The sequence below is a fragment of the Marinobacter sp. L-13 genome (assembly GCF_056857715.1).
In genome coordinates, this window is record NZ_JBSXNQ010000069.1 from 40,301 (window position 1) to 61,770 (window position 21,470).

Sequence of the window (21,470 nt, forward strand, 5' to 3'; positions counted from 1 at the left end):
TTCGAGTTGCCTTCCTCAGGCCTTGCCCAGTACCGACCGGGCAATAATTTCTTTCATGACTTCCGAAGTGCCGCCGTAAATGCGCTGCACCCGCGCGTCGATAAAGGCCCGGGAAATCGGGTATTCGGTGGTGTAACCGTAACCGCCAAACAGCTGCAGGCAACCATCGGCCACGCGGCACTGCATCTCAGTGGCGCTGTACTTGGCCATGGAGGCGGTTGGCGCGTCCAGTTCGCCCAGGTCGTACTGGTCGATGCACTGGTCCACGAACGCCTTGTTCACCCGGTAGTCAGTTTCCATGCGCGCGATTTCAAAGCGGGTGTTCTGCAGTTGGGCCAGTTTCTGTCCGAACAGTTCCCGCTCCTGGGCGTAGGCAATGGTCAGATCCAGGGAGCCACGGGCGGCAGCCACGCCAAGGGCGCCAATCACCAGACGTTCACGGGGCAGTTCCTTCATCAGGTACACAAACCCCTGCCCCTCTTCGCCAAGACGCGCGGAAGCCGGGATGCGCATGTCGGAGAAGAACAGCTCGGAGGTATCCCCGGAATGCTGGCCGATCTTGTCCAGGTTGCGGCCTTTGCTGAAGCCAGGCAGTGAGGTATCCACCAGGAACAGACTGATGCCCCGGGCGCCGGCCTTCGGATCGGTTTTCGCGGCAACGATGACCATATCAGCGTGCTGACCGTTGGTGATGAAGGTCTTGGAGCCGTTCAGGATGTAGTCATCGCCATCTTTCACCGCACTGGTGCGGATCGCCTGCAGGTCACTGCCGGCACCGGGCTCGGTCATGGCGATGGCGCCAACGGCTTCGCCGGAAACCAGCTTGGGCAACCACTGCTGACGCTGATCTTCATTGCCCATGTGGCTCAGATAGGGAGCGACAATGTCCGAATGGACCATCACGTTGGTGGATAGCGCGCCGAATCCCATGCGGGCCAGCTCTTCACCTACCACCACGGAGAACTGGAAAGGCGCACCGATGCCGCCCCACTCTTCAGGCACATCCACGCACAGCATTCCGGCGTTGCCCAGGGTGTTCCAGAGCTCGCGAGGCACCAGCCCGGACTTCTCCCAGGCTTCGTAGTGCGGCGTCACTTCTTTTTCCAGGACCTTGATAACGGAATCCCGGAACATCCCCAGTTCTTCTTTATCAACAGACACGGTCATGTATGTCTCCTGCAATTGAATGCTTCACTTGGGCGCCATGCGGAGCGCGCAGTCCAGACGAATCACTTCGCCATTGAGAATCGGGTTACGCACCATCTGATCCACCATCATGCCGAACTCTTCCGGCTTGCCGAGGCGCTTCGGGAACGGCAGCGTGGCCGCCAGGCTTTCCTGAACTTCCTCGGGCATACCCGCCATCATGGGCGTCATGAACAGGCCCGGTGCAATCGTATTTACACGGATGCCTTCGCGAGCCAGCTCACGGGCCGACTGCAGGGTCAGCGATACCACACCGCCCTTGGAGGCACTGTAGGCCGCCTGGCCAATCTGGCCCTCGTAGGCGGCGACCGATGCTGTATTGATGATCACACCGCGCTCCCCATCGGCGTTGGGTTCGCGCTGGGCCATATCCGCTGCCGCCAGGCGCAGGATGTTAAAGGTACCAATCAGGTTGACCTGAATAACCTTGCTGAAGTTCTCCAGCGGCATCACACCCTCACGGCCCAGAATCTTCGAGGCCGTGGCAATACCGGCGCAGTTCACGGCAATACCGCAGGGGCCATGGGCCTCGCGGGCGGCGTTGATGGCGGCTTCGGCGCTGTCGGGGGAGCTTACATCACACTCAAGGAAAATCCCGCCGATGTCCTCGGCCACCTTGCGGCCCTGCTCTTTCTGCAGATCCAGGATCGCCACCTTGCATCCGGATGCCGCCAGCGCACGGGCCGCACCCTCGCCCAGCCCGGAAGCACCGCCTGTTACAATGGCTGCCACATTTTTGAATTCCATCGTTCACTCCCCTTTTCAGGATTCTGTTTGTTAAAAATCGGACCCTAAAACTACTTTACGTTTACGTAAACTTTATCTAACCTAAGTCTAAAAAGGAAATCCCAATGGACATTAAACAGACATACAGCATCAGCGAGCTCGCCAAAGAGTTCGACGTGACAACCCGGAGCATTCGTTTCTACGAGGATCAGGAGCTGCTCAGGCCCACGCGGCGCGGGCAGACACGGATCTTCAGTTCAAAGGATCGAGTGCGTCTGAAGCTTATTCTCCGCGGCAAGCGAATGGGATTTTCCCTCGCGGAAACCAAAGAATTGTTCGATCTGTGGGACGAAACCCTCAGCGGCAATGAAAAACAGCTGCTGAAGATGCTGACCATCCTGGAAAACAAACGGGCTCAGCTGGAACAGCAGAAAAACGACATTGCCCAGGCAGAAATGGAAATGGATACAGCCGAAGCTCGGTGCCGAGAAGCCCTGGCCGAGCTGCAGAAGAAAAAGAAACAGCAGGCGCCGGCGAAAGAAGAAGCCAGGCAGACCGCTGAAAACTAATGAATGACAGAAATCAAAGGTAGCCAACGATGAAATCACAATACTCAGAGCTCAACTTCGGCCTCGGCGAAACCCTCGATATGCTCCGCGAGCAGATCAACGGCTTTGCTGCTTCCGAAATCGCACCGCGCGCCGAGGAAATTGACCGCAACAACGAGTTCCCCATGGACCTGTGGCGGAAAATGGGCGACATGGGCCTGCTGGGTATCACCGTGAGCGAAGAATACGGCGGCTCCGACATGGGCTACCTGGCGCACGTCATCGCCATGGAAGAAATCAGCCGTGCTTCCGCCTCCGTTGGCCTCTCCTACGGTGCCCACTCCAACCTGTGTGTGAACCAGATTCACCGCAACGGCACCGAAGAACAGAAACAGAAATACCTGCCGAAGCTCGTCAGCGGCGAGCACATTGGCGCCCTGGCCATGTCCGAGCCCAACGCCGGCTCCGACGTCATCTCCATGAAACTGACCGCCAAAGATGAAGGTGACCACTACCTCCTCAACGGCAACAAAATGTGGATCACCAACGGCCCGGATGCGAACACCTACGTCATCTACGCCAAGACCGACACCTCCGCCGGCTCCAGGGGCGTGACCGCCTTCATCGTAGAGCGCGACGCCCCGGGCTTCAGCCGCCACCAGAAACTCGACAAGCTCGGCATGCGTGGCTCCAACACCTGCGAACTGGTGTTCGAAGACTGCAAAGTACCCAAGGAAAACGTACTGGGCGGCGAAGGCAACGGCGCACGAGTTCTGATGAGTGGCCTCGACTACGAGCGTCTCGTTCTTTCCGGCGGCCCGCTGGGCATCATGCAGGCCGCCATGGACGTTGTCGTCCCCTACATCCGCGAGCGCAAACAGTTCGGCCAGGCCATCGGCGAATTCGAACTGGTACAGGGCAAAGTTGCCGACATGTACACCTGGATGAACACCGCCAAGTCCTACGTCTACATGGTTGCCATGTCCGCCGACCGTGGCGCGGAAACCACCCGGAAAGACGCCGCCGGCGCGATCCTCTACTCCGCCGAAATGGCCACCAAAATCGCCCTGGACGCCATCCAGCTGCTCGGCGGTAACGGCTACATCAACGAATACCCGACAGGCCGCCTGCTGCGCGACGCCAAGCTGTATGAGATCGGCGCGGGCACGTCCGAGATTCGTCGGATGCTGATCGGTCGTGAGCTGTACCTGAACAAGTAAGCTGCCGTTACAAGGCGAGGCCGTTCAACCCTGCACCGGGGACGGCCTGCTCCCAAGTTAAAACGAGGGAGTGGCAGGGTGTCTTTCCGGGAATGTCGGCGGCCATGGATGGCCGACGTCAAGCGCACATGGATGTGCTCGTAGCGGTTCCCGGAAAGATTCCCTGCCAGTCCCGCCGCCCCGAACCTCGAGGCCCGAAAAAATGACAATACTTCAAAGCAAGATTAATCCCAGGTCCGAAGAGTTCCAGGCCAACCAGGAATCCATGGCCCAGGCCGTTGCCGACCTGCGCGACAAAGTGTCCACCATCCAGCAAGGCGGCGGCCCCTCCTACCAGGAGCGCCACATCGCCCGTGGCAAGCTACTCCCCAGAGAGCGCATCAACCGCCTCCTGGACGACGGCTCCCCGTTCCTGGAAATCGGCCAGTTCGCCGCCTACAACGTTTACGATGAAGAAGTCCCCGCTGCAGGCGTCATCGCCGGCGTGGGCCGCGTCTCCGGCACCGAATGCATGATCATTGCCAACGACGCCACCGTAAAAGGCGGCAGCTACTACCCGCTGACCGTCAAAAAACACCTGCGCGCCCAGGAAATCGCCCTGCAGAACCGCCTGCCGTGCATCTACCTGGTCGACTCCGGCGGCGCCAACCTGCCCCGCCAGGACGAAGTCTTCCCGGATCGCGACCACTTCGGCCGCATCTTCTACAACCAGGCCCGTATGTCTGCCGACGACATCCCGCAGATCGCCGTCGTCATGGGCCTGTGCACCGCCGGTGGCGCCTACGTGCCCGCCATGGCCGATGAATCCATCATCGTCCGTAACCAGGGCACCATCTTCCTGGCTGGCCCGCCGCTGGTGAAAGCCGCCACCGGTGAAGTAGTGACCGCCGAAGACCTCGGTGGCGCCGACGTGCACTGTAAAATCTCCGGTGTTGCCGACCACTACGCCGAGAACGACGCACACGCCCTGGAAATCGCCCGGCGCAGCGTCTCCAACCTGAACCGTCGCAAGCCAACGGATGTGGAAATCCGCAAACCCAAGGCACCGCTGTACGACGCCGAGGAGATCTACGGCATCGTTGGCACCGACCTGCGCAAGCAGTTCGACGTGCGTGACGTCATCGCCCGCACCGTCGACGGTTCCGAGTTTGACGAATTCAAACGCTATTACGGCCAGACCCTGGTCACCGGCTTTGCCCATATCCACGGCTACCCGGTGGGCATCATCGCCAACAACGGCATCCTGTTCAGCGAAGCCGCCCAGAAAGGCGCCCACTTCGTTGAATTGTGCTGCCAGCGCAACATCCCGTTGCTGTTCCTGCAGAATATCACCGGGTTCATGGTTGGCCAGAAGTACGAATCCGAAGGCATCGCCAAGCACGGCGCCAAGATGGTTATGGCCGTGGCCTGTGCCAACGTACCCAAGATCACCGTACTGATCGGCGGCTCCTTTGGCGCGGGTAACTACGGCATGTGCGGCCGCGCCTACAGCCCCGACTTCCTCTGGATGTGGCCGAACGCCCGCATCTCGGTGATGGGCGGCGAACAGGCCGCCGGCGTTATGGCCACCGTTCGCCGTGAAGGCATGGAGCGCAAGGGCCAGGAATGGAGCGCCGAGGAAGAGGCGGAATTCAAGAAGCCGATCATCGACACTTACGAACACCAGGGCCACCCGTACTACGCCAGTGCCCGCCTCTGGGACGACGGCGTTATCGACCCGGCCCAGACCCGGGAAGTGGTTGCCCTGAGCCTGTCTGCCACCCTTAACCGACCCGCCAAGCCGACACGCTTTGGCGTGTTCCGGATGTAATCGGGGAGACTGACATGACAGACAACGAATCCGCAGTTCTGCTCAAACGTCGCGACGAAGGCATTGCCGAGGTGGTTCTAAACCGCCCTGACAAACGCAACGCCTTTGACGACGTGATCATCCAGCAGCTGATCAGCACCCTCACCGAGTTGAATGCCGACAACAGCGTGAAGATCGTTATCCTGCGCTCCGAAGGCAAGCACTTCTCCGCCGGGGCCGACCTTGGCTGGATGCGCCGCATGGCCGAGAACAGCCGCCAGGAAAACCTGGACGATTCCCGGGAACTGGCGCGGCTGATGAACGTACTCAACCATCTGGCCAAGCCGGTGATCGGACTGGTACAGGGCGCTGCCTTCGGCGGCGCGGTGGGCCTTGCCGCCTGCTGCGACATCGTCATTGCCACCGAAAAATCCAGCTTCTGCCTCAGCGAAGTGAAGCTCGGCCTGATTCCGGCGGTGATCAGCCCCTACGTGGTGCGCGCCATCGGCGAGCGCCAGGCCCGGCGGTATTTCATCTCCGCCGAAGTGTTCACGGCAAAGCAGGCCCAGGAATACGGCCTTGTACACATCGTCTGTGACGATGTCGACGCCATGGAAGCCCGCTGCAACGACATGCTCCAGCAACTGGCCATGAACGGGCCCGAGGCCATGAAAGCCGCCAAGGACCTGGTATTCGCCGTCAGCCACAAGCCCATCAACGACGACGTGATTGACGACACGGCACACCGCATCGCGGATATCCGGGTGGGTGAAGAAGGGCAGGAAGGGCTCAGCGCCTTCCTGAACAAGCGCAAGGCCAACTGGGTTCCGGAGGAAGAATAACAATGTTCAGCAAGATACTGATCGCCAACCGGGGCGAAATCGCCTGCCGGATCATACAAACCGCCCACCGCATGGGCATTCGCGTTGTCGCCGTCTATTCCGAGGCCGACGCCAATGCACGGCACGTGGCCATGGCTGACGAAGCCTTCCACATCGGCCCTGCACCGAGCTCCGAGAGCTACCTGCGGGCCGAAAAGATCATCGAGATTGCCAAAAAGAGTGGCGCCCAGGCCATCCACCCGGGCTACGGTTTCCTCTCGGAAAACACCGGGTTTGCCGAATCCTGTGAAGCCAACAACATTGTCTTCATCGGCCCGCCCTCCTCGGCCATCGCTGCCATGGGCTCCAAGTCAGCGGCCAAGGCCATCATGGAAAAGGCTGGCGTGCCGCTGGTGCCCGGTTACCACGGCGACGACCAGTCGGTTGAAACCCTGCGGGCCGAAGCCGAGAAATGCGGCTTCCCCTTGCTGCTCAAGGCTGTCGCCGGCGGCGGTGGCAAAGGCATGCGCGTCGTGAACAACATGGGCGAGTTTGACGATGCTCTGGCTGCTGCCAAGCGCGAAGCCCAGAACGCGTTCGGCAACCCGGACATGCTGATCGAACGTTACCTGACCCAGCCCCGGCACGTGGAGATCCAGGTCTTCTGCGACCAGGAAGGCAAGGGCGTGTACCTGGCCGAGCGTGACTGTTCCGTGCAGCGCCGCCATCAGAAAGTCCTCGAAGAAGCCCCGGCCCCGGGCCTGAGCGAAGAAACCCGCAAGGCCATGGGTGAGGCGGCCGTGCGCGCCGCCCAGGCCATTAACTACGTGGGTGCCGGCACCGTTGAATTCCTGTACGACGTCGACGGCTCCTTCTTCTTCATGGAGATGAACACCCGCCTTCAGGTCGAGCATCCGGTTACCGAAATGGTCACCGGCCAGGATCTGGTGGAATGGCAGCTGAAAGTGGCCTGGGGTGATGCCCTGCCGCTGGAACAGTCCCAGGTGAAAACCCGGGGCCACGCCCTGGAAGCGCGGATCTACGCCGAAGACCCGGACCAGGACTTCCTGCCGGCCACCGGTAACCTGCGCTACCTGAGCACCCCGGATGAAAGCGCCCATGTGCGCGTCGACACCGGCGTGACCGAAGGCGACGACATCAGCATCCACTACGACCCCATGATCGCCAAGCTGATCGTGTGGGACGAAACCCGCGACCAGGCCATCAACCGCATGGTTCAGGCCCTGGAGCACTACCGCATCGCGGGCGTGAAGACCAACATCCGGTTCCTGCACGCCCTGGCGGACGCCCAACCGTTCCGGGAAGCGGAACTGACCACCGGCTTTATCGACGATCACCGGGAACTGCTGTTCCCGAAATCCAAGCTGGATACCCATAAAGCCCTGGTACTGGCCGCCGGTTTTGTTCTGGAACAGCGCAAATCCCGTGAAGTGGTCAGCACCGACCCCTGGTCGCCGTTCGGCCGCCAGAACAGCTGGCGCATGAACTCGGAATTTGCCCAGCCGCTGCAGCTGCAGGTGGGTGAAGAGATTCACGACCTCAAGGTGCTGGAGCGCGACGACCGCTATCAGGTATTCGTTGGTGACAGCGTCTACAACCTCACTGCTCGGCTGGATGACGACTACTTGCAGGCGGTCATCAACGGTCATCGCATCAGCATCCACGGCAACCTGCACAACGACCAGCTGGTGCTGTTCTACGAAGGCGACACCTTCAACTGCACCGTGTACAAGGAAAGCTACGGCTTTGAGGAAATGGCCGGCGAAGGCAGCCTGGCCGCGCCCATGAACGGTGCCATCGTGGCCGTGCAGACCAAGGTTGGCGACAAGGTTACCGCTGGCCAGAGCCTCGTGATCATGGAAGCCATGAAGATGGAGCACGCCATCAAGGCCCCGGCCGACGGAGTAGTCACTGAAATCTTCTTCGCCGAAGGCGACCAGGTTTCCGAAGGTGCCGAACTGATTGCCATTGAGGTGAATGACCCTGAAGCGCAACAAGAGGAGGCAGGCTGATGGCCTTTCCCAAACAGGTTCGCCTGGTTGAGATGAGCCCCCGGGACGGACTCCAGAACGAGCCCGGCCCGGTGATCGCCACCGTCATCAAAACCGGGCTGATCGACCGCCTGGCAGACAGCGGCCTGAGCCACATCGAGGCCGCCAGCTTCGTGTCCCCGAAATGGGTGCCACAGATGGGCGACGCCGCCGAGGTGATGGCCGGCATCAACCGCAAGGCTGGCGTTCGCTACTCCGCCCTCACCCCGAACCTGAAAGGGTTTGAGGGGGCACTGGCGGCGAAGGCCGACGAAGTGGCGGTGTTCGGCGCCGCGTCCGAATCCTTCACCAAAAAGAACATCAACTGCACCATCGCCGAAAGCCTCGAACGCTTCGCCCCGGTGGTGGAAGAAGCCCGCAAACACGGCATCCCAGTGCGTGGTTACGTTTCCACCGTCATGGGCTGCCCCTACGAAGGCGACATCGCCCCGGAACAGGTGGCCACCGTGGCCAAAGCCCTGTACGAAATGGGTTGCCACGAAATCTCTCTGGGCGACACCATCGGCGTGGGCACCCCGATCAAAGCCAAGCGAATGCTCGAAGCCGTCGCTGCCCACGTGCCCATGGAAAAGCTGGCGGCCCACTTCCACGACACCTATGGCCAGGCACTGGCCAACCTGTACGCGGTGCTGGAAGAAGGCGTCAGCGTCATCGATGCCTCCGTCGCCGGCCTCGGCGGCTGTCCCTACGCCAAAGGCGCCTCGGGCAACGTCGCCACCGAAGACGTGCTATACCTGCTTAACGGCCTTGGCATCAAAACCGGCGTCGATCTGGAAAAGCTTGTCGCCACAGGCGACTGGATATGCAGCCAACTGAATCGCCACAACGGCTCAAAAGTCGGCCAGGCACTAGGCGGCAACTGCCAATGATCAAATTGGCGGGTGGGAACAGCTTCCCAGGACTGTCTGCAGCATGGATGCTGCAGTCAAGCGTACACGGACGTATTCACAGCGTGTCCTGGGAAGCTGTTCCCGCCCGCCAAAGCACCAAACAGGAAGGCTAGGAGCCCAAGAATGAGCAACAAAAACGTAGTGGCCCTCGATCTCCCCATCCCGGAGATCAAAGACATGCCGGAAGACACCCAGAAGTACTTCCAGATCTGCCAGGAAAAACTGGGCATGATCCCGAACGTACTCACCGCCTACAGCCAGAACCTTAAACAGCTGGACGGTTTCACCCGCCTGTATAACGAGCTTATGCTCGGTGAGAGCGAACTCTCCAAACTGGAGCGGGAAATGGTCGCCGTGGTGGTTTCCTCCGAGAACAAATGCTTCTACTGCCTGGTTGCTCACGGCGCCGCCGTGCGGGTCCTGAGCGGCGATCCCCAGTTGGGTGAGCACATGGTGATGAACTACCGCAGCGCCAAACTCGACAAGCGCCAGCGGGCGATGCTGGATTTTGCATCCCACCTTACCCGCTCGCCGGCCACCGTCACCGAAGACGACATCCAGGCCCTGCGGGATGCCGGTCTGAGCGACCGCGGCATCTGGGATCTCAGTAACCTGATCGGCTTTTACAACATGTCCAACCGGGTGGCGATTGCCAGCGATATGCAACCGAACCCCGAATATCACAGTCAGAGTCGCTAGCAGGTAAACCACCCTGCTCGCCCTCGAATACAAAAACAATGGAGGCAGAGATATGAGCAAGACTCTACCAAGTTATACCAGCGGAACCGCGGAAGTGCCCCTGCTGGGCATGACCATCGGTGAAATGCTCGACCGCACCGCCGAGAAATACCCGGACAACGAAGCCCTGGTGTGCCTGCACCAGGACATTCGCTGGACCTACAAAGAGTTTGTTGAAAAAGTCGACGAAGCCGCCCGCGCCTTCATGGCCATTGGCGTCAAACGCGGCGACCGCGTGGGCATCTGGTCCCCCAACCGCTACGAGTGGACCGTTACCCAGTTCGCCACCGCCAAAGTCGGTGCCATCCTGGTGAACATCAACCCGGCTTACGGTGTCCACGAACTGCAATACGCCCTCAACCTGGCTGGTATAACCACCCTGGTGACGGCTGACAGCTTCAAAGCTTCCAATTACCGCGAGATGATCTACGAGCTGGCCCCGGAGCTGAAGCGAAGCTCCCCCGGCAAGCTCAAGGCCGACCACGTTCCGGAATTGCGGGCCGTGATCAACGTGCACGAAGACAAGCACGACGGCATGTGGACCTGGAAGGAATTCCTCGGCTTCTCAAGCGACGTGTCCCAGGACGATCTGGTAAAACGCCAGGGCGAACTGCAGTTTGACGACCCCATCAACATCCAGTTCACCTCCGGCACCACCGGCAACCCGAAAGGCGCTACCCTCACCCACCACAACATCCTGAACAACGGGTACTTTGTGGGCGAGAGCCAGATCCTGACCGAGAAAGACCGCCTGGTGATCCCGGTGCCCCTGTACCACTGCTTCGGCATGGTCATGGGCAACCTGGGCTGTATCACCCACGGTTCTACCATGATTTATCCCGGCGAAGGCTTCGAGCCCAAGTCGGTTCTGCAGGCCGTGCACCAGGAAAAGGCCACCGCCCTGTACGGCGTGCCCACCATGTTCATTGCCGAACTGACCGAGCCGGAATTCGAGACCTATGACCTTTCCAGCCTGCGCACCGGCATCATGGCGGGGTCCATCTGCCCGGCAGAGGTCATGAAGAAGGTCAACGGCAAGATGAACATGAAAGAGGTTCAGATTGCCTACGGAATGACCGAAACCAGCCCGGTTTCCACCCAGACCAGCTCCCTGGATCCGTTCGAGAAGCAGGTCACCACCGTGGGCCGCACCCAGCCGCACCTGGAAACCAAGATCGTTGATCCGGGCACCGGCAACGTGGTTCCGCGTGGCGAGATCGGCGAGCTGTGCACCCGTGGCTACAGCGTGATGCTGAAGTACTGGAACAACGAAGAGAAAACCCGCGAAGCCATCGACAGCGCCGGATGGATGCATACCGGCGATCTGGCCACCATGGACGAAGAAGGCTATGTCCAGATCGTTGGCCGCATCAAGGATATGGTCATCCGCGGTGGCGAGAACATCTACCCGAAAGAAATCGAAGAGTTCCTCTACACTCACCCGGCCATCGAAGAAGTGCAGGTAACCGGCATTCCCGATGACAAGTACGGCGAAGAGCTGATTGCCTGGGTGAAGCTGGCTCCAGACGCGGCGCCAGTCACAGCCGAGGACCTGCAGGCCTTCTGCAAGGGCAAGATCGCTCACTTCAAGATCCCGAAGAACTACAAGTTCGTGGACGAATTCCCGATGACCGTCACCGGGAAGATCCAGAAATTCAAGATGCGGGAGATTTCAATCGAGGAGATGGGACTGAAGAAATAACCACGGTCCCTGCTTTGGTTGAACGGACAAACCCCGGCACTTGCCGGGGTTTGTCGTTTTCCGCTCCAGCAAATCAAGGCCGAATACGTGCTTGTCAGCGCTCCACCGCCATGCTTCACTTCTGTGATTAGCATGCAACCGGAGACGCCCCTATGCCCAGCCCCGCAACCGACTACTCGAAAACAAAAATCAGCCTTCAACGTGTCTGGGTGCTATTGCTCAGCGCGGTGCTCCTTGGCGGGTGCTCCACGGTGTACTACAAAACCATGGAAAAATTCGGGTATGAAAAGCGGGACATCCTGGTGGATCGGGTTGAAGATGCCCGGGACAGCCAGAACGACGCCCAGGAAACCTTCCGTTCGTCGCTTGAGCGTTTCCAGAGTGTGGTGGACACGCCTGACACCGAGCTAAAGGAACAATATGCCGAAATCAGCGATGCCTACGAAGACAGCCTGGCGAGTGCCGAAGAGGTTAGAGACCGGATCGACAAGGTAGAAGAAGTCGCCGAGGACCTGTTCGATGAATGGGAAGACGAACTCAGCCTGTACGAGAGCGCATCACTGCGCCGCAGTAGCGAACAGCAGCTGAAAGAGACCCGCGTTCAGTACGGCCAGCTGATCAGCCGGATGCACGACGCCGAGGACAGAATGGAACCGGTGCTGCAGGCATTTGAGGATCAGGTGCTGTACCTTAAGCATAATCTGAATGCCCAGGCGATCGGTTCGCTGGAAAACGAACTGGTCAGCATCCGTCAGGATGTAGATTCCCTGATTCGCAATATGGAACAGTCAATCGCGGAGTCTGAAGCCTTTATTCAACGCTTTCGCCAGGGCGGGTAATACCTCAAGGGAGCCAACGCTATGGAGCGCCAAGACGCAGATCCTGCGCTCAAGCCGGCATTGATGCAATTCGACATGGCGCTGGCAGAATTTGCCCGCGCCCGCAAATCGGACCCCAAAGCCTCCAGTCTCAGTCTCCTGGAGCGCACACGGATGCTAATGACGCTGCCAGGCGGCTTCGACGCCATCTACCGGCGCGTAAGGTCGCTCGAATCCGCTGGCATTTTCGGCACCAGCGACTGGGCCCGGCCAGCCCTGCTGCAACCGGCGCTCGCCAAACACTCTCTGAGGGAGGCGGGTGCAGTTACCACCATTGTCGAGGCGGTCAGCGAACTGCGCATGCTGGCCGTCACCCGTGGCAAATACTTCCATCCCGGAATTTCTGCTGAGCAGGCACGCCACTTTCTCACCCAGGTGATGGCATTAAACCTGGACCTGCTGTCTGGCCAGCTCACCGAAGCCGATCGTGAAAGACCCAAGCAACTTGGCACCATCGTTCAGGAACTCTATCGGTACCTGATCTCCCACCTCGGTTATGAAAGCCTATTGGACAGCCTGGTGGCGGAAGTCTGGCGATTGCTGGACCAGGGGCCGGTGCAGGTCGACAGTATTCGGGAAATGATCGGGCAGATCGCCAAATGCCTTTACGACCCCGACATCAAAACCGGACGCAATGCCGATGCCACGCGGCTGGTGAAGGCCCTCTTTGCCCCCACACCTGCCAGCGCCGAGGACCCCGGCCTTGCCGTTTACGAGCAGCGTTTGAAAGACATGGACGACGTGGCGCTCTCCTCCGAAGCCACCTACTTTGCCCGCAGCATGTTCGACACCGGCCTTGCCTCTCCCTACCACGCGGTGATGCTCCGGTTCCTGCGCGCCAGCGGCCAGGACGATCTCATCCCCAACACACTGGGGCTGACCATGACCGGGCTGGACGATCTCTACTGTTACACCGATCTGGTCCATGCCCTGATTGACGAGGCCATCTACCCGGAAACCTGCCAGGCCGTCTATGGCCTGACCATGATGCTGGAGCGCGGATCGCTGTTTACACCCTCTGTGGCCCAGGCACTGTGGCGGCAAATCAAACTGAAGCCCTCTGCGGAAACCGATCAGGCTCTCAGAGAGGCGTTCGGCGATGCCCGGCCACCCCGGGTATTCCTGCTGGCCGGGGTTATCAACCTGCTGGGCCAGCCGCTGGGCGTTGGTCAGGGCAACAACCCCACCTGCCAGTCTGCCATTGGCCTCTCCATGTGGGCGTCAAACGAGGCGGATTACCTGTTGCAAGTCCTGGCCTGGGCAGCACGCGACAACGAAGTGCTGAGCCGCTTTGAAGGCCAGGAGGTTTCTTCCCGCGATCTGGAACCGGGCCTGGTTAAGGGAACGCCAGTGGATGTGGACCCGGTATCGCTCGTGCTCATCCCTCATCTCGATCGCCTCTACGGTGAGATGTGGCGCCGCTGTGAGACCCGGGACGACGACGCCCATCGCTGGATCAACCCGGAATTCTACGGCTGGTGGGTCAGCCACGGCTTCCGCGTGGTCGCCGACGTAAAAACCGGCGAGGTAAAGGACTACGAGGGATTTATCCGGCATTTCTACGCGAGCTATCACCCCTTCTACAACGGCAACATACCGGTCATTCACGCCCAGCCGGCAGGGATTGCTGTAACAGACAGCGCCGCCCGCTTTGTTGGCCGGCACGCCATCAATATCCTGCGGGTTGCCCTGAGCCCGAAGAACGAGATGCGGGTGTACTTTTTTAACCCCAACAACGACAGCGGCCAGAACTGGGGCCAGGGCATTACCTGCTCAACCCACGGCAATGGCGAGTTTCGCGGTGAAGCTTCCCTGCCCGTGGCCGAATTCACGTCTCGACTGTACGCCTTCCACTATGACCCGCTGGAACTGGGCGATCTATCGGCGATACCCGATGAGGAAGTCGCCCGGGTTATGGACCTGGGCTACACAAGCTGGGCGGCGCCGAGAGATACATCCGAGGAATAACACTCTCGGCTATCCGCCCTAATAGCTCTCGGTCTTACCGGTGACCGGCGACAGGGGCTCGCCCTCCTCGTTCTGCAGCTGATAGTCGTAGGCGGCCTGCAGACCGGTATCCTCTTCGGTCTCATCATCCGGTTCGTATTCCAGATGCCTTGGATAGAGCGGCGACAACATGGCCACGATAATGCCGATGGCGCAGAACATGGCAAAGGCATCGGCGTAACCCACCTTGCCAACAAGAATACCGACTATCGGCGAGCCAGCCGCCTGGCCCAGTGATACTGCCATGAAAGGCAGTACGGGGCCCATGGACAGCCGCCCCGGCAGCAGGCGAATGCCGGTCATCAGGTACAGCCCGGTCAGACTCATGTAGGCCAGACCAAACACCAGTGCTGAAAACGCCGAAATCATCAGGTTGTCGGGGCTGGCCGCCAACAACGCCAGGCTCGCGGCCAGTGTCATCAGCATCAGGGCCTGGGTAACCGGTGGGTTGTTCCGGTCAGCCAGATCGGCCACCACCGCGCCGCCAAGGCCGGCAATACCGACCCCCAGCCACAGCCATGCCGTGGCATCGGATGGCATGGATCCCAGATTAACCACGAGATCGGGTGCGAAAATCCAGTAGGCGGCGGAGACAAAGCCCATCATGAACGCGAACAGCGAGAGCCTGAGCAGTCGCCACCATTGATCCGCACTGATTGGCTGCGCCGGCGCAGCATTGGCGGGCACAACACGGGATACAGACGGAATGAAGAACCAGGTGGCAATCACGCCAATTACCGCCAGCACGGCAAAGGACGCGTAGGCATAGCGCCAGGCCCCGGCGAGGAACAGGATCGTCGGCACAGCAACGACGACACCGATACTGGTGCCCGCGTTCATCACCGAGCTTACCCGGCCGTGGAGCGAGCGTCTCACCAACGCCTGCATGGCGGCTGTGAGAGCCGGCATCATCAGGCCCGTGCAGATACCACAGAGAACAACACCCACCCCGAGGGAGACGGCCCCCACGGCCTGGCTGATCAGCGCCAGGCCAACAACACCAAAAATACCGGATGCCATGGCGGTATTGCGGGCACCAAGACGATTTGCCGAGAGCGGAGCCACCAGGGTAGCGAATACGAAACTGATCAGCGGCAGCGCACCGATCACACCGATCACATCCGGCGCCAGCCCCAGGTCATCCCGGATCGGGGGGACGAACAGACCGAACGCAAAGCGCGCCAGACCATAGCTGATCGCGATCAGTGCTGCGCCGAGGAGTGCAAATGACGTGCTCGAAGGAAACTTCATTCCGCTGTGCTCCTTGCGCTGTCCATCTTCGTCAGACTAGACATCAAAGCAGGATTTTTAAAGCAGCGGATGGCCTGCGCCAGCGATCAGCCTGCGGTCTGGGGCAGAAACCGGCGGTCCCAGACCCGCTCAGCGGCCTCGAACAGGCTGTCCACCGTCAGCGCGAGCATGCCAATCAGAATCGCGCCCTGCAACACGTAGGCTGTGTTGCCATTGACGAGACCGGCGATCACCGGATCCCCCAGGGTTCTGGCACCGATGGTTGAGCCAATGGCGGCCGTTGCAATGTTGATGGTTACCGAGGTCCGGATACCGGCCAGGATCACCCTGCCCGCCAGCGGCAACTCCACCTGCAACAGCACCTGAAAAGGCGACATGCCCATACCGAGCGCCGCCTGCCTCACTCTGGCATCGACACCCTCCAAGCCGGCCAGGGTATTGCGCAGAATGGGCAGCAAGCCATACAGAATCAGCGCCACCAGAATCGGCGCCTCACCAAACCCGAGAACCGGCACCGCCAGGGCAAGAACCGCCACCGGCGGGAAGGTCTGGCCGATAGAGGCAATCTGGCTAACCAGCGGCAGAAAGTCCCGCCCAGCCGGGCGCGTGGCGAAGATTCCCCCGGCAACCGCAGCGACGGTTCCAACCAGGGCGGAAATCACCACCAGCATCAGATGGTTCTGGAGCAGAAAGAGAAAGCTCTCCCGCTCGTAGATCACATTCTGCTTATCGGGCTGCATCCACTCGAAAAGCGGTTCGAGAGCCGGCATGCCCGCGCTCAGGGCACAGAGGAGCACAGTCAGCATCACAGGCGGCAACCAGACCCGCATCAGGCACCTTCCTGGATAATGCGGTCACGGGTGATGGTTCCGGTTTCCTGGCCATCGGCATTGAACACCGGCACCTGGCTCCAGTTCTGCCAGAGCATGATTGAAAGAGCCACTCGCAGGCTGTCGTCTTCCTTGAGGCCGTCGGCGCCGGGTTCCGGCTCTCTGGGCTGAGGGTGAGCCTCCATCAGATCCCGCACGGTATGCAGGCTCATCAGTTTCAGGCCTCGGTCCTGCTTGCCCACGAGATTCTCCACAAAAACGGAGGCGGGTCGCCGGAGAATGTTCTCCGGCGTGTCGTGCTGGATAATCCGGCCCTGATCCATCACGGCAATGCGGGTCGCCAGCCTCAGGGCTTCGTCAATATCGTGGGTTACAAAGACCGTGGTTTTCCGCAGCTGACTCTGGATACGCAGCATCTCCAGCTGCAGGTTCTCCCGCGTGATGGCATCCAGCGCACCGAAGGGTTCGTCCATCAGCAGAATATTGGGGTTGGCAGCCAACGCCCTGGCAACGCCCACCCTTTGAGCCTGCCCGCCGGACAATTGCTGGGGATATTTGTTGGCGTGGGTGGCCTGGTCCAGATCCAGCAGCGTCAGCAACTCATGCACGCGCTCGTCGATCCGCTCCCGTGGCCATTTCAGAAGCTGGGGTACCATGGCGATATTGCGGGCCACCGTCCAGTGTGGAAACAGCCCCGTGCCCTGAATCACATAACCCATGTTCAACCGCAGCTGCTCGGGGTTCATGGCGGTAACATCGTTACCATCCACCAGGATCTGGCCCTCACTGTGGGGCAGCAACTGGTTGATCATCCGCAGGGTAGTCGACTTGCCGCAGCCTGAGCTGCCCACCAGCACGCACACTTCGCCGGTTTCGACCGTGAGGTTTATCCGGTCCACCGCCACGGCATCTCCAAAGCGGCGGGTAACGTTTTTCAGTTCAATCATCCGGGCTTATCCCTCTCCTGTCAGGCCGTCGCCGGTGTCGGCTTGAGACTGGCCGCCAGCATGGTGAGCAGAGCATCCGCCAGCAGCGCGAGTGCAATGGTGGGCAGCGCACCAAGCAATACCAGATCCATCGCCGCCTGCCCCAGGCCCTGAAAGATAAAGCTGCCAAAACCGCCGGCGCCAATGAGCGCGGCAACCGCGGTCAGGCCAATGGCCTGGATGGTGGTAATGCGCACGCCTTCCACAATCACGGGAAGCGCCAGTGGCAACGTGAGTTTGAAGAACAGCTGTCGCTCGTTCATTCCCATACCCCGCCCGGCATCGGCGAGGCTTTCCGGCACCTCGGTAAGCGCGACGAAGGTGTTGCGCACCATGGGCAACAGACTGTAAGCCACCAAAGCCAGCAAGGCCGGAGCCCAGCCAATGCCACGAATCCCCATGGCCTGCAGTGCCGGAAAAGCGGCCGCCAGCGCACTGAGCGGTGCGATCAGTAACCCGAATACCGCCAGGCTGGGAATAGTCTGAAGAAAGCTGACCGCGCCAAGGATGGGACGGCGCCAGGCCACACTACGAATCATCTTCAGGGCCAGTAGAAAAGCCAGACCGGCGCTGATGCCGACCGCGCCAAAGGCCAGTGCCAGATGAGTCCACAGGGCCTGCTCGAACTTGTCCGGGCGGGCGTTGAATTCCCGAACCAGCGACAAACTCTCCAGCCCACCGCCTCGAAGGATCCACAGCCAGCTGCCAACGATGACGGCCAGTATCATCAGCTGCAGCCCTCGCCCGCTCCCGAGGCGCCCGAGGATTTCGATCAGCATCAGCGACAGCAAAAACAGCAAACACCAGAAACCGGCTCCGATGGACGACCGCGCATAAGGTGCGTCTTCCGGCAGGTGCCGGCCCGCAAAGACCTCGAGCAACAGGGGCAGCAGCGCCAGGGAGAGGCCTACCAGGCCCAGAAGCGGCAGGTACCGCCGGCGCAACGGCAGAAAAGACAGCAGAACGCAGCCAGCCAGAACCAGTGACACCAGGCCAGCCCAGGGCCCGCCAACGGCCGAAATGAGGCCGTGACCGGTACCCGGAACAATGCGGTTGGGTTGAATGACGCCCAGGTCCAAAAGCCAGACCAGCGCCAGGGCAAGACACCCCAGCACAGGCAGGACACGGTTCGGCATGGTGTTCGAGGCAACAGAGCTGTAAATCGACAAACCTCAGTCCTGGGCCAGGGAATCCAGGTAATCCCGGGCGACGGTATCCGCCGGTACCCCGTTCACGGCCACCTGGCCATTCAGGCGCTGCAGCGTTTCGAGATCCAGCGATTCGAAGATCGGCGTCAGCACTTCCCGGATCTGCGGATAGGCTTCCAGCACCTCGCCACGCACGATCGGCGCTGGCTGATACACCGGCTGAACGCCTGCGGTATCTTCCATTACCTTCAGATCCAGCGCATCCAGCCCGCCATCGGTGCCGTAGGTCATCGCACCGTTTACGTCGTTGTTATTCAGGGCCGCCGCGCGCAATGTCGCCGCCGTGTTGCCACCGGAAAGAATCAACAGCTGGTCGGATTCCAGCTTGAAGCCATAGGCCTCCTGGAACGCCGGCAAGGCACTGGCGGATTCCACAAACTCGGCGCTGGCCGCAAACTTGAAGGCACCGCCCTCATTGATGTAATTCGCATGATCTTCGAGTGTGGCCAGGTTATTTTCCCGCGCCAAATCGCCCCGCACGCTCATAGCCCAGGTGTTGTTTGCTTCGGCGGGTTCCAGCCAGACAATGTTATGTGCCTCTTTATCCAGGCGAGCAGCCTCCTGGTAGGCCTTATCCGCATCTTTCCAGATATCCCGATCCGCCTGATCGTGAAAGAACGCAGCATTGCCGGTGTACTCGGGGTAGATATCGATTTCGCCGGCCTTGATCGCATTGCGGACGATGCTGGTGCCACCCAACTGCAGTCTGTTTTCAACCGGAATACCCGCCCCCTCCAGGGACTGCAACACCATCTGCCCCAGTACCGAGCCCTCGGTGTCGATCTTGGAGGACACCACCACGGGATCAGCAGCCATTACCGATCCGGACATCACGAACGCTATCAATGCCGCTGTGCGGCGCAAAAGGGATTTGGGAGTCACGGCCATTCCTCTCGGTTTTTGGTTACCACTATCAGTCTAGAGGCCGCATCTACGAAGGCAAACGGGATTTGGTCTTGCCGGCACCGGCCCGCAGGAGGCCAGTTCCAAAATCGGGCGGAACGGACATCGTATTTGAAATCCGGAAACCCAACGGGTTAGGCTGTCTAAATAGCGAGCAGCATGGTAGTGAAGGTTATGGCACAGACCCTGGAAAAGACCCTCGAACCCACCTCCACCGTAGCGCCCCTGAACCCTGATAACGTGGCACTGCTCGAACAGGAAGGTTTAACCCTCAAGCCACTGGACCCTATCGGCGTTGAGATCTACGGATCCGACGTGCGCAACCAGCTGCCAGAGCCGGCTATCAAGGCCCTGGAAGAGGAAATGGCAAATCGCGGGTTCATCGTATTCAAGCACCAAGCCGGCCTTTCCCCCGATGAACTGATTGAAGCCTGCAAATGGTGGGGCGGGCGCGAGATCCATTCCACCCACGGCGTGCATCCCGCAACACCCGGCCGTAACCGGCACATTTTCCGCTGCTCTAACGATGGCCGCCAGGGCATTCTTGGCGTTGGCCCGCAATGGCACAACGATGGCAGTTTCGAAGCCGCCACCTTCTCCCACAGCGCCTACTACATGGCCCGTGCGCCCGAGAATGGCGGCGGCACCCACTTCGCGCACCAGGGTGAGGCCTTTGACGCACTCCCTCCGGAGAAACAGGATTTCTGGGAACGACTGGTGTCGGTAAACTCCGCATCCAGTGTGACCCACCCCGTGGTTCACACCCACCCGATTTCCGGTCGCAAGAGTGTCTGGCTGCATCTGGGCATGACCGGCGCCGTGCTGGAGCGCCTGCCGGAAGAAGGTCTGACGCTCGACCAGTTGAAGACCCTACCCGCACCCGCGGACAGCTTCCACCTGCTGGACGAGGCCGCCATGAAGGAACTGTTCAACGATTACAACGATCTGCTGAACGATTCCTTCGAGGGTGGCTACGGAATTCGCTACGAATACGAAACCGGCGATCTGTTATTTATCGATAACTGGGCCGTCGCCCACCGCGCCGCGCCAGAAGCGCATCTGCCGGCAGAGCAACAGGGACTGCGCATCATGGACCGGGTCACCATCAAGGCACCGAGAAACCTGTCGCCCCATTTCGGGCTGCCCCAATACATCAACATGGCCGGCCCCCACCCGTTCAACAAAGACGGCGTATGGCAGGCCGGTGGCGTGGGCTTCCGGTGGAAAGACGATATCCGCATGCAGAACTGATTCACCCGTTTTGCATGCGGCCGTGCGTCACTGCACCGGCTGACAACCGCGCACAGCGAGAGAGATATTCGTTGCCGCCTTGATCTGATCGTAGTATTTCGCGGCGGTTTTCACGCCCATATCCGCGTAGTTCCCGGCACTGGGGCTGATCAAGGTGCCCAGCTGGGCCCAAGCCGCCGCGGATTGCCGGTCACTCTCATAGGCTGAAAATGCCTGGTAGATTTCATTACAGGTAATGCCGTCTCCATCCATAGCTGCGGAAGAAACATGAGAGGACGTCTGACAGCCCGTCAAAGCGCCAACCGCCAACAAAAACCCAAGACTCTTGTACTTCATTGATCAGGTCTCCCAGGCCGTAATGGCCTCTTTTCGAAAGTATGGATAGCATGGTCTTATACATTCCAGCCCGATGCCAGACCTGCTGGTCTCAATGGAAAGATGTAT

The 21,470-nt window shown here is 60.2% G+C and carries 19 protein-coding genes; 11 read left to right on the forward strand and 8 right to left on the reverse strand.

Features of this window, described 5'->3' with window-relative positions:
- Positions 1-15: 15 nt before the first annotated feature.
- Together AC13DD_RS20875 and AC13DD_RS20880 are read right to left on the reverse strand one after the other, a co-directional pair.
- Positions 16-1,167: an acyl-CoA dehydrogenase family protein gene (locus AC13DD_RS20875; protein ID WP_008170599.1), complete on the reverse strand. Its 1,152-nt coding sequence runs from the start codon at positions 1,165-1,167 to the stop codon at positions 16-18.
- Between the two features lie 24 nt (positions 1,168-1,191).
- Entirely contained in the window at positions 1,192-1,953 is a 762-nt protein-coding gene (locus AC13DD_RS20880) for a 3-hydroxyacyl-CoA dehydrogenase (RefSeq protein WP_014576485.1), read from the reverse strand.
- A gap of 104 nt (positions 1,954-2,057) precedes the next feature.
- Between AC13DD_RS20880 and AC13DD_RS20885 the strand changes: the two genes are divergently transcribed.
- The 10 genes from AC13DD_RS20885 to AC13DD_RS20930 all read left to right on the forward strand — a co-directional run bounded on the left by AC13DD_RS20885 (position 2,058) and on the right by AC13DD_RS20930 (position 14,558).
- Positions 2,058-2,501 (forward strand): MerR family transcriptional regulator, encoded by a 444-nt coding sequence (locus tag AC13DD_RS20885; RefSeq protein ID WP_014576484.1) that lies wholly within the window; start codon positions 2,058-2,060, stop codon positions 2,499-2,501.
- A 29-nt stretch (positions 2,502-2,530) separates the two neighbouring features.
- Positions 2,531-3,700 (forward strand): isovaleryl-CoA dehydrogenase, encoded by a 1,170-nt coding sequence (locus AC13DD_RS20890; protein ID WP_482931684.1) that lies wholly within the window; start codon positions 2,531-2,533, stop codon positions 3,698-3,700.
- A 202-nt stretch (positions 3,701-3,902) separates the two neighbouring features.
- A complete protein-coding gene (locus AC13DD_RS20895; RefSeq protein WP_008170608.1) occupies positions 3,903-5,510 on the forward strand; it encodes a carboxyl transferase domain-containing protein in 1,608 nt (535 codons plus the stop codon).
- Between the two features lie 14 nt (positions 5,511-5,524).
- Positions 5,525-6,331 carry an enoyl-CoA hydratase-related protein gene (locus tag AC13DD_RS20900; protein WP_482931685.1) on the forward strand — a complete coding sequence of 269 codons (807 nt, stop codon included), beginning with the start codon at positions 5,525-5,527 and terminating at the stop codon, positions 6,329-6,331.
- A gap of 2 nt (positions 6,332-6,333) precedes the next feature.
- Positions 6,334-8,343, forward strand: a complete 2,010-nt coding sequence (locus tag AC13DD_RS20905; RefSeq protein ID WP_482931686.1) for an acetyl/propionyl/methylcrotonyl-CoA carboxylase subunit alpha — start codon at positions 6,334-6,336, stop codon at positions 8,341-8,343.
- Positions 8,343-9,251, forward strand: a complete 909-nt coding sequence (locus AC13DD_RS20910; protein WP_482931687.1) for a hydroxymethylglutaryl-CoA lyase — start codon at positions 8,343-8,345, stop codon at positions 9,249-9,251. The genes AC13DD_RS20905 and AC13DD_RS20910 overlap by 1 nt, the downstream gene beginning before the upstream one ends.
- 144 nt (positions 9,252-9,395) lie before the next feature.
- On the forward strand, positions 9,396-9,971 hold the full coding sequence (locus AC13DD_RS20915; RefSeq protein ID WP_008170617.1) for a peroxidase-related enzyme: 576 nt from the start codon (positions 9,396-9,398) through the stop codon (positions 9,969-9,971).
- A gap of 52 nt (positions 9,972-10,023) precedes the next feature.
- Positions 10,024-11,712, forward strand: a complete 1,689-nt coding sequence (locus AC13DD_RS20920) for an AMP-binding protein (RefSeq protein ID WP_104270262.1) — start codon at positions 10,024-10,026, stop codon at positions 11,710-11,712.
- A 152-nt stretch (positions 11,713-11,864) separates the two neighbouring features.
- Positions 11,865-12,551: a DUF2959 domain-containing protein gene (locus AC13DD_RS20925; RefSeq protein WP_008170621.1), complete on the forward strand. Its 687-nt coding sequence runs from the start codon at positions 11,865-11,867 to the stop codon at positions 12,549-12,551.
- Between the two features lie 21 nt (positions 12,552-12,572).
- The gene (locus tag AC13DD_RS20930; protein ID WP_273085166.1) at positions 12,573-14,558 is read left to right on the forward strand and encodes a hypothetical protein; all 1,986 of its coding nucleotides are present in this window, start codon (positions 12,573-12,575) and stop codon (positions 14,556-14,558) included.
- Between the two features lie 18 nt (positions 14,559-14,576).
- Here AC13DD_RS20930 and AC13DD_RS20935 read toward each other — a convergent pair whose 3' ends face one another.
- The 5 genes from AC13DD_RS20935 to osmF form a co-directional block, all read right to left on the reverse strand.
- Entirely contained in the window at positions 14,577-15,848 is a 1,272-nt protein-coding gene (locus AC13DD_RS20935) for an MFS transporter (RefSeq protein ID WP_008170625.1), read from the reverse strand.
- 86 nt (positions 15,849-15,934) lie between these two features.
- Positions 15,935-16,678 (reverse strand): ABC transporter permease, encoded by a 744-nt coding sequence (locus AC13DD_RS20940; RefSeq protein WP_273085163.1) that lies wholly within the window; start codon positions 16,676-16,678, stop codon positions 15,935-15,937.
- Entirely contained in the window at positions 16,678-17,625 is a 948-nt protein-coding gene (locus AC13DD_RS20945) for an ABC transporter ATP-binding protein (RefSeq protein ID WP_053114743.1), read from the reverse strand. The genes AC13DD_RS20940 and AC13DD_RS20945 overlap by 1 nt, the downstream gene beginning before the upstream one ends.
- 20 nt (positions 17,626-17,645) lie before the next feature.
- Entirely contained in the window at positions 17,646-18,800 is a 1,155-nt protein-coding gene (locus AC13DD_RS20950; RefSeq protein ID WP_476159151.1) for an ABC transporter permease subunit, read from the reverse strand.
- A gap of 36 nt (positions 18,801-18,836) precedes the next feature.
- Positions 18,837-19,760 carry a glycine betaine ABC transporter substrate-binding protein OsmF gene (osmF, locus tag AC13DD_RS20955; RefSeq protein ID WP_104270259.1) on the reverse strand — a complete coding sequence of 308 codons (924 nt, stop codon included), beginning with the start codon at positions 19,758-19,760 and terminating at the stop codon, positions 18,837-18,839.
- A 189-nt stretch (positions 19,761-19,949) separates the two neighbouring features.
- On the opposite strand from osmF, the gene AC13DD_RS20960 reads away from it, so the two are divergent.
- A complete protein-coding gene (locus AC13DD_RS20960) occupies positions 19,950-21,026 on the forward strand; it encodes a TauD/TfdA dioxygenase family protein (RefSeq protein ID WP_482931688.1) in 1,077 nt (358 codons plus the stop codon).
- 27 nt (positions 21,027-21,053) lie between these two features.
- On the opposite strand, the gene AC13DD_RS20965 is transcribed toward AC13DD_RS20960, so the two are convergent.
- Positions 21,054-21,362: a hypothetical protein gene (locus tag AC13DD_RS20965; protein ID WP_008170638.1), complete on the reverse strand. Its 309-nt coding sequence runs from the start codon at positions 21,360-21,362 to the stop codon at positions 21,054-21,056.
- Between the last annotated feature and the right edge of the window lie 108 nt (positions 21,363-21,470).

Coding starts and splice junctions, on each gene's coding strand:
- AC13DD_RS20920 (WP_104270262.1), top strand. CDS start 10,024: ATGAGCAAGACTCTACCAAGTTATACCAGCGGAACCGCGGAAGTGCCC.
- AC13DD_RS20890 (WP_482931684.1), top strand. CDS start 2,531: ATGAAATCACAATACTCAGAGCTCAACTTCGGCCTCGGCGAAACCCTC.
- AC13DD_RS20910 (WP_482931687.1), top strand. CDS start 8,343: ATGGCCTTTCCCAAACAGGTTCGCCTGGTTGAGATGAGCCCCCGGGAC.
- AC13DD_RS20945 (WP_053114743.1), bottom strand. CDS start 17,625: ATGATTGAACTGAAAAACGTTACCCGCCGCTTTGGAGATGCCGTGGCG.
- AC13DD_RS20925 (WP_008170621.1), top strand. CDS start 11,865: ATGCCCAGCCCCGCAACCGACTACTCGAAAACAAAAATCAGCCTTCAA.
- AC13DD_RS20935 (WP_008170625.1), bottom strand. CDS start 15,848: ATGAAGTTTCCTTCGAGCACGTCATTTGCACTCCTCGGCGCAGCACTG.
- AC13DD_RS20905 (WP_482931686.1), top strand. CDS start 6,334: ATGTTCAGCAAGATACTGATCGCCAACCGGGGCGAAATCGCCTGCCGG.
- AC13DD_RS20880 (WP_014576485.1), bottom strand. CDS start 1,953: ATGGAATTCAAAAATGTGGCAGCCATTGTAACAGGCGGTGCTTCCGGG.
- AC13DD_RS20930 (WP_273085166.1), top strand. CDS start 12,573: ATGGAGCGCCAAGACGCAGATCCTGCGCTCAAGCCGGCATTGATGCAA.
- AC13DD_RS20900 (WP_482931685.1), top strand. CDS start 5,525: ATGACAGACAACGAATCCGCAGTTCTGCTCAAACGTCGCGACGAAGGC.
- AC13DD_RS20940 (WP_273085163.1), bottom strand. CDS start 16,678: ATGCGGGTCTGGTTGCCGCCTGTGATGCTGACTGTGCTCCTCTGTGCC.
- AC13DD_RS20915 (WP_008170617.1), top strand. CDS start 9,396: ATGAGCAACAAAAACGTAGTGGCCCTCGATCTCCCCATCCCGGAGATC.
- AC13DD_RS20895 (WP_008170608.1), top strand. CDS start 3,903: ATGACAATACTTCAAAGCAAGATTAATCCCAGGTCCGAAGAGTTCCAG.
- AC13DD_RS20960 (WP_482931688.1), top strand. CDS start 19,950: ATGGCACAGACCCTGGAAAAGACCCTCGAACCCACCTCCACCGTAGCG.
- AC13DD_RS20885 (WP_014576484.1), top strand. CDS start 2,058: ATGGACATTAAACAGACATACAGCATCAGCGAGCTCGCCAAAGAGTTC.
- osmF (WP_104270259.1), bottom strand. CDS start 19,760: ATGGCCGTGACTCCCAAATCCCTTTTGCGCCGCACAGCGGCATTGATA.
- AC13DD_RS20950 (WP_476159151.1), bottom strand. CDS start 18,800: ATGCCGAACCGTGTCCTGCCTGTGCTGGGGTGTCTTGCCCTGGCGCTG.
- AC13DD_RS20965 (WP_008170638.1), bottom strand. CDS start 21,362: ATGAAGTACAAGAGTCTTGGGTTTTTGTTGGCGGTTGGCGCTTTGACG.
- AC13DD_RS20875 (WP_008170599.1), bottom strand. CDS start 1,167: ATGACCGTGTCTGTTGATAAAGAAGAACTGGGGATGTTCCGGGATTCC.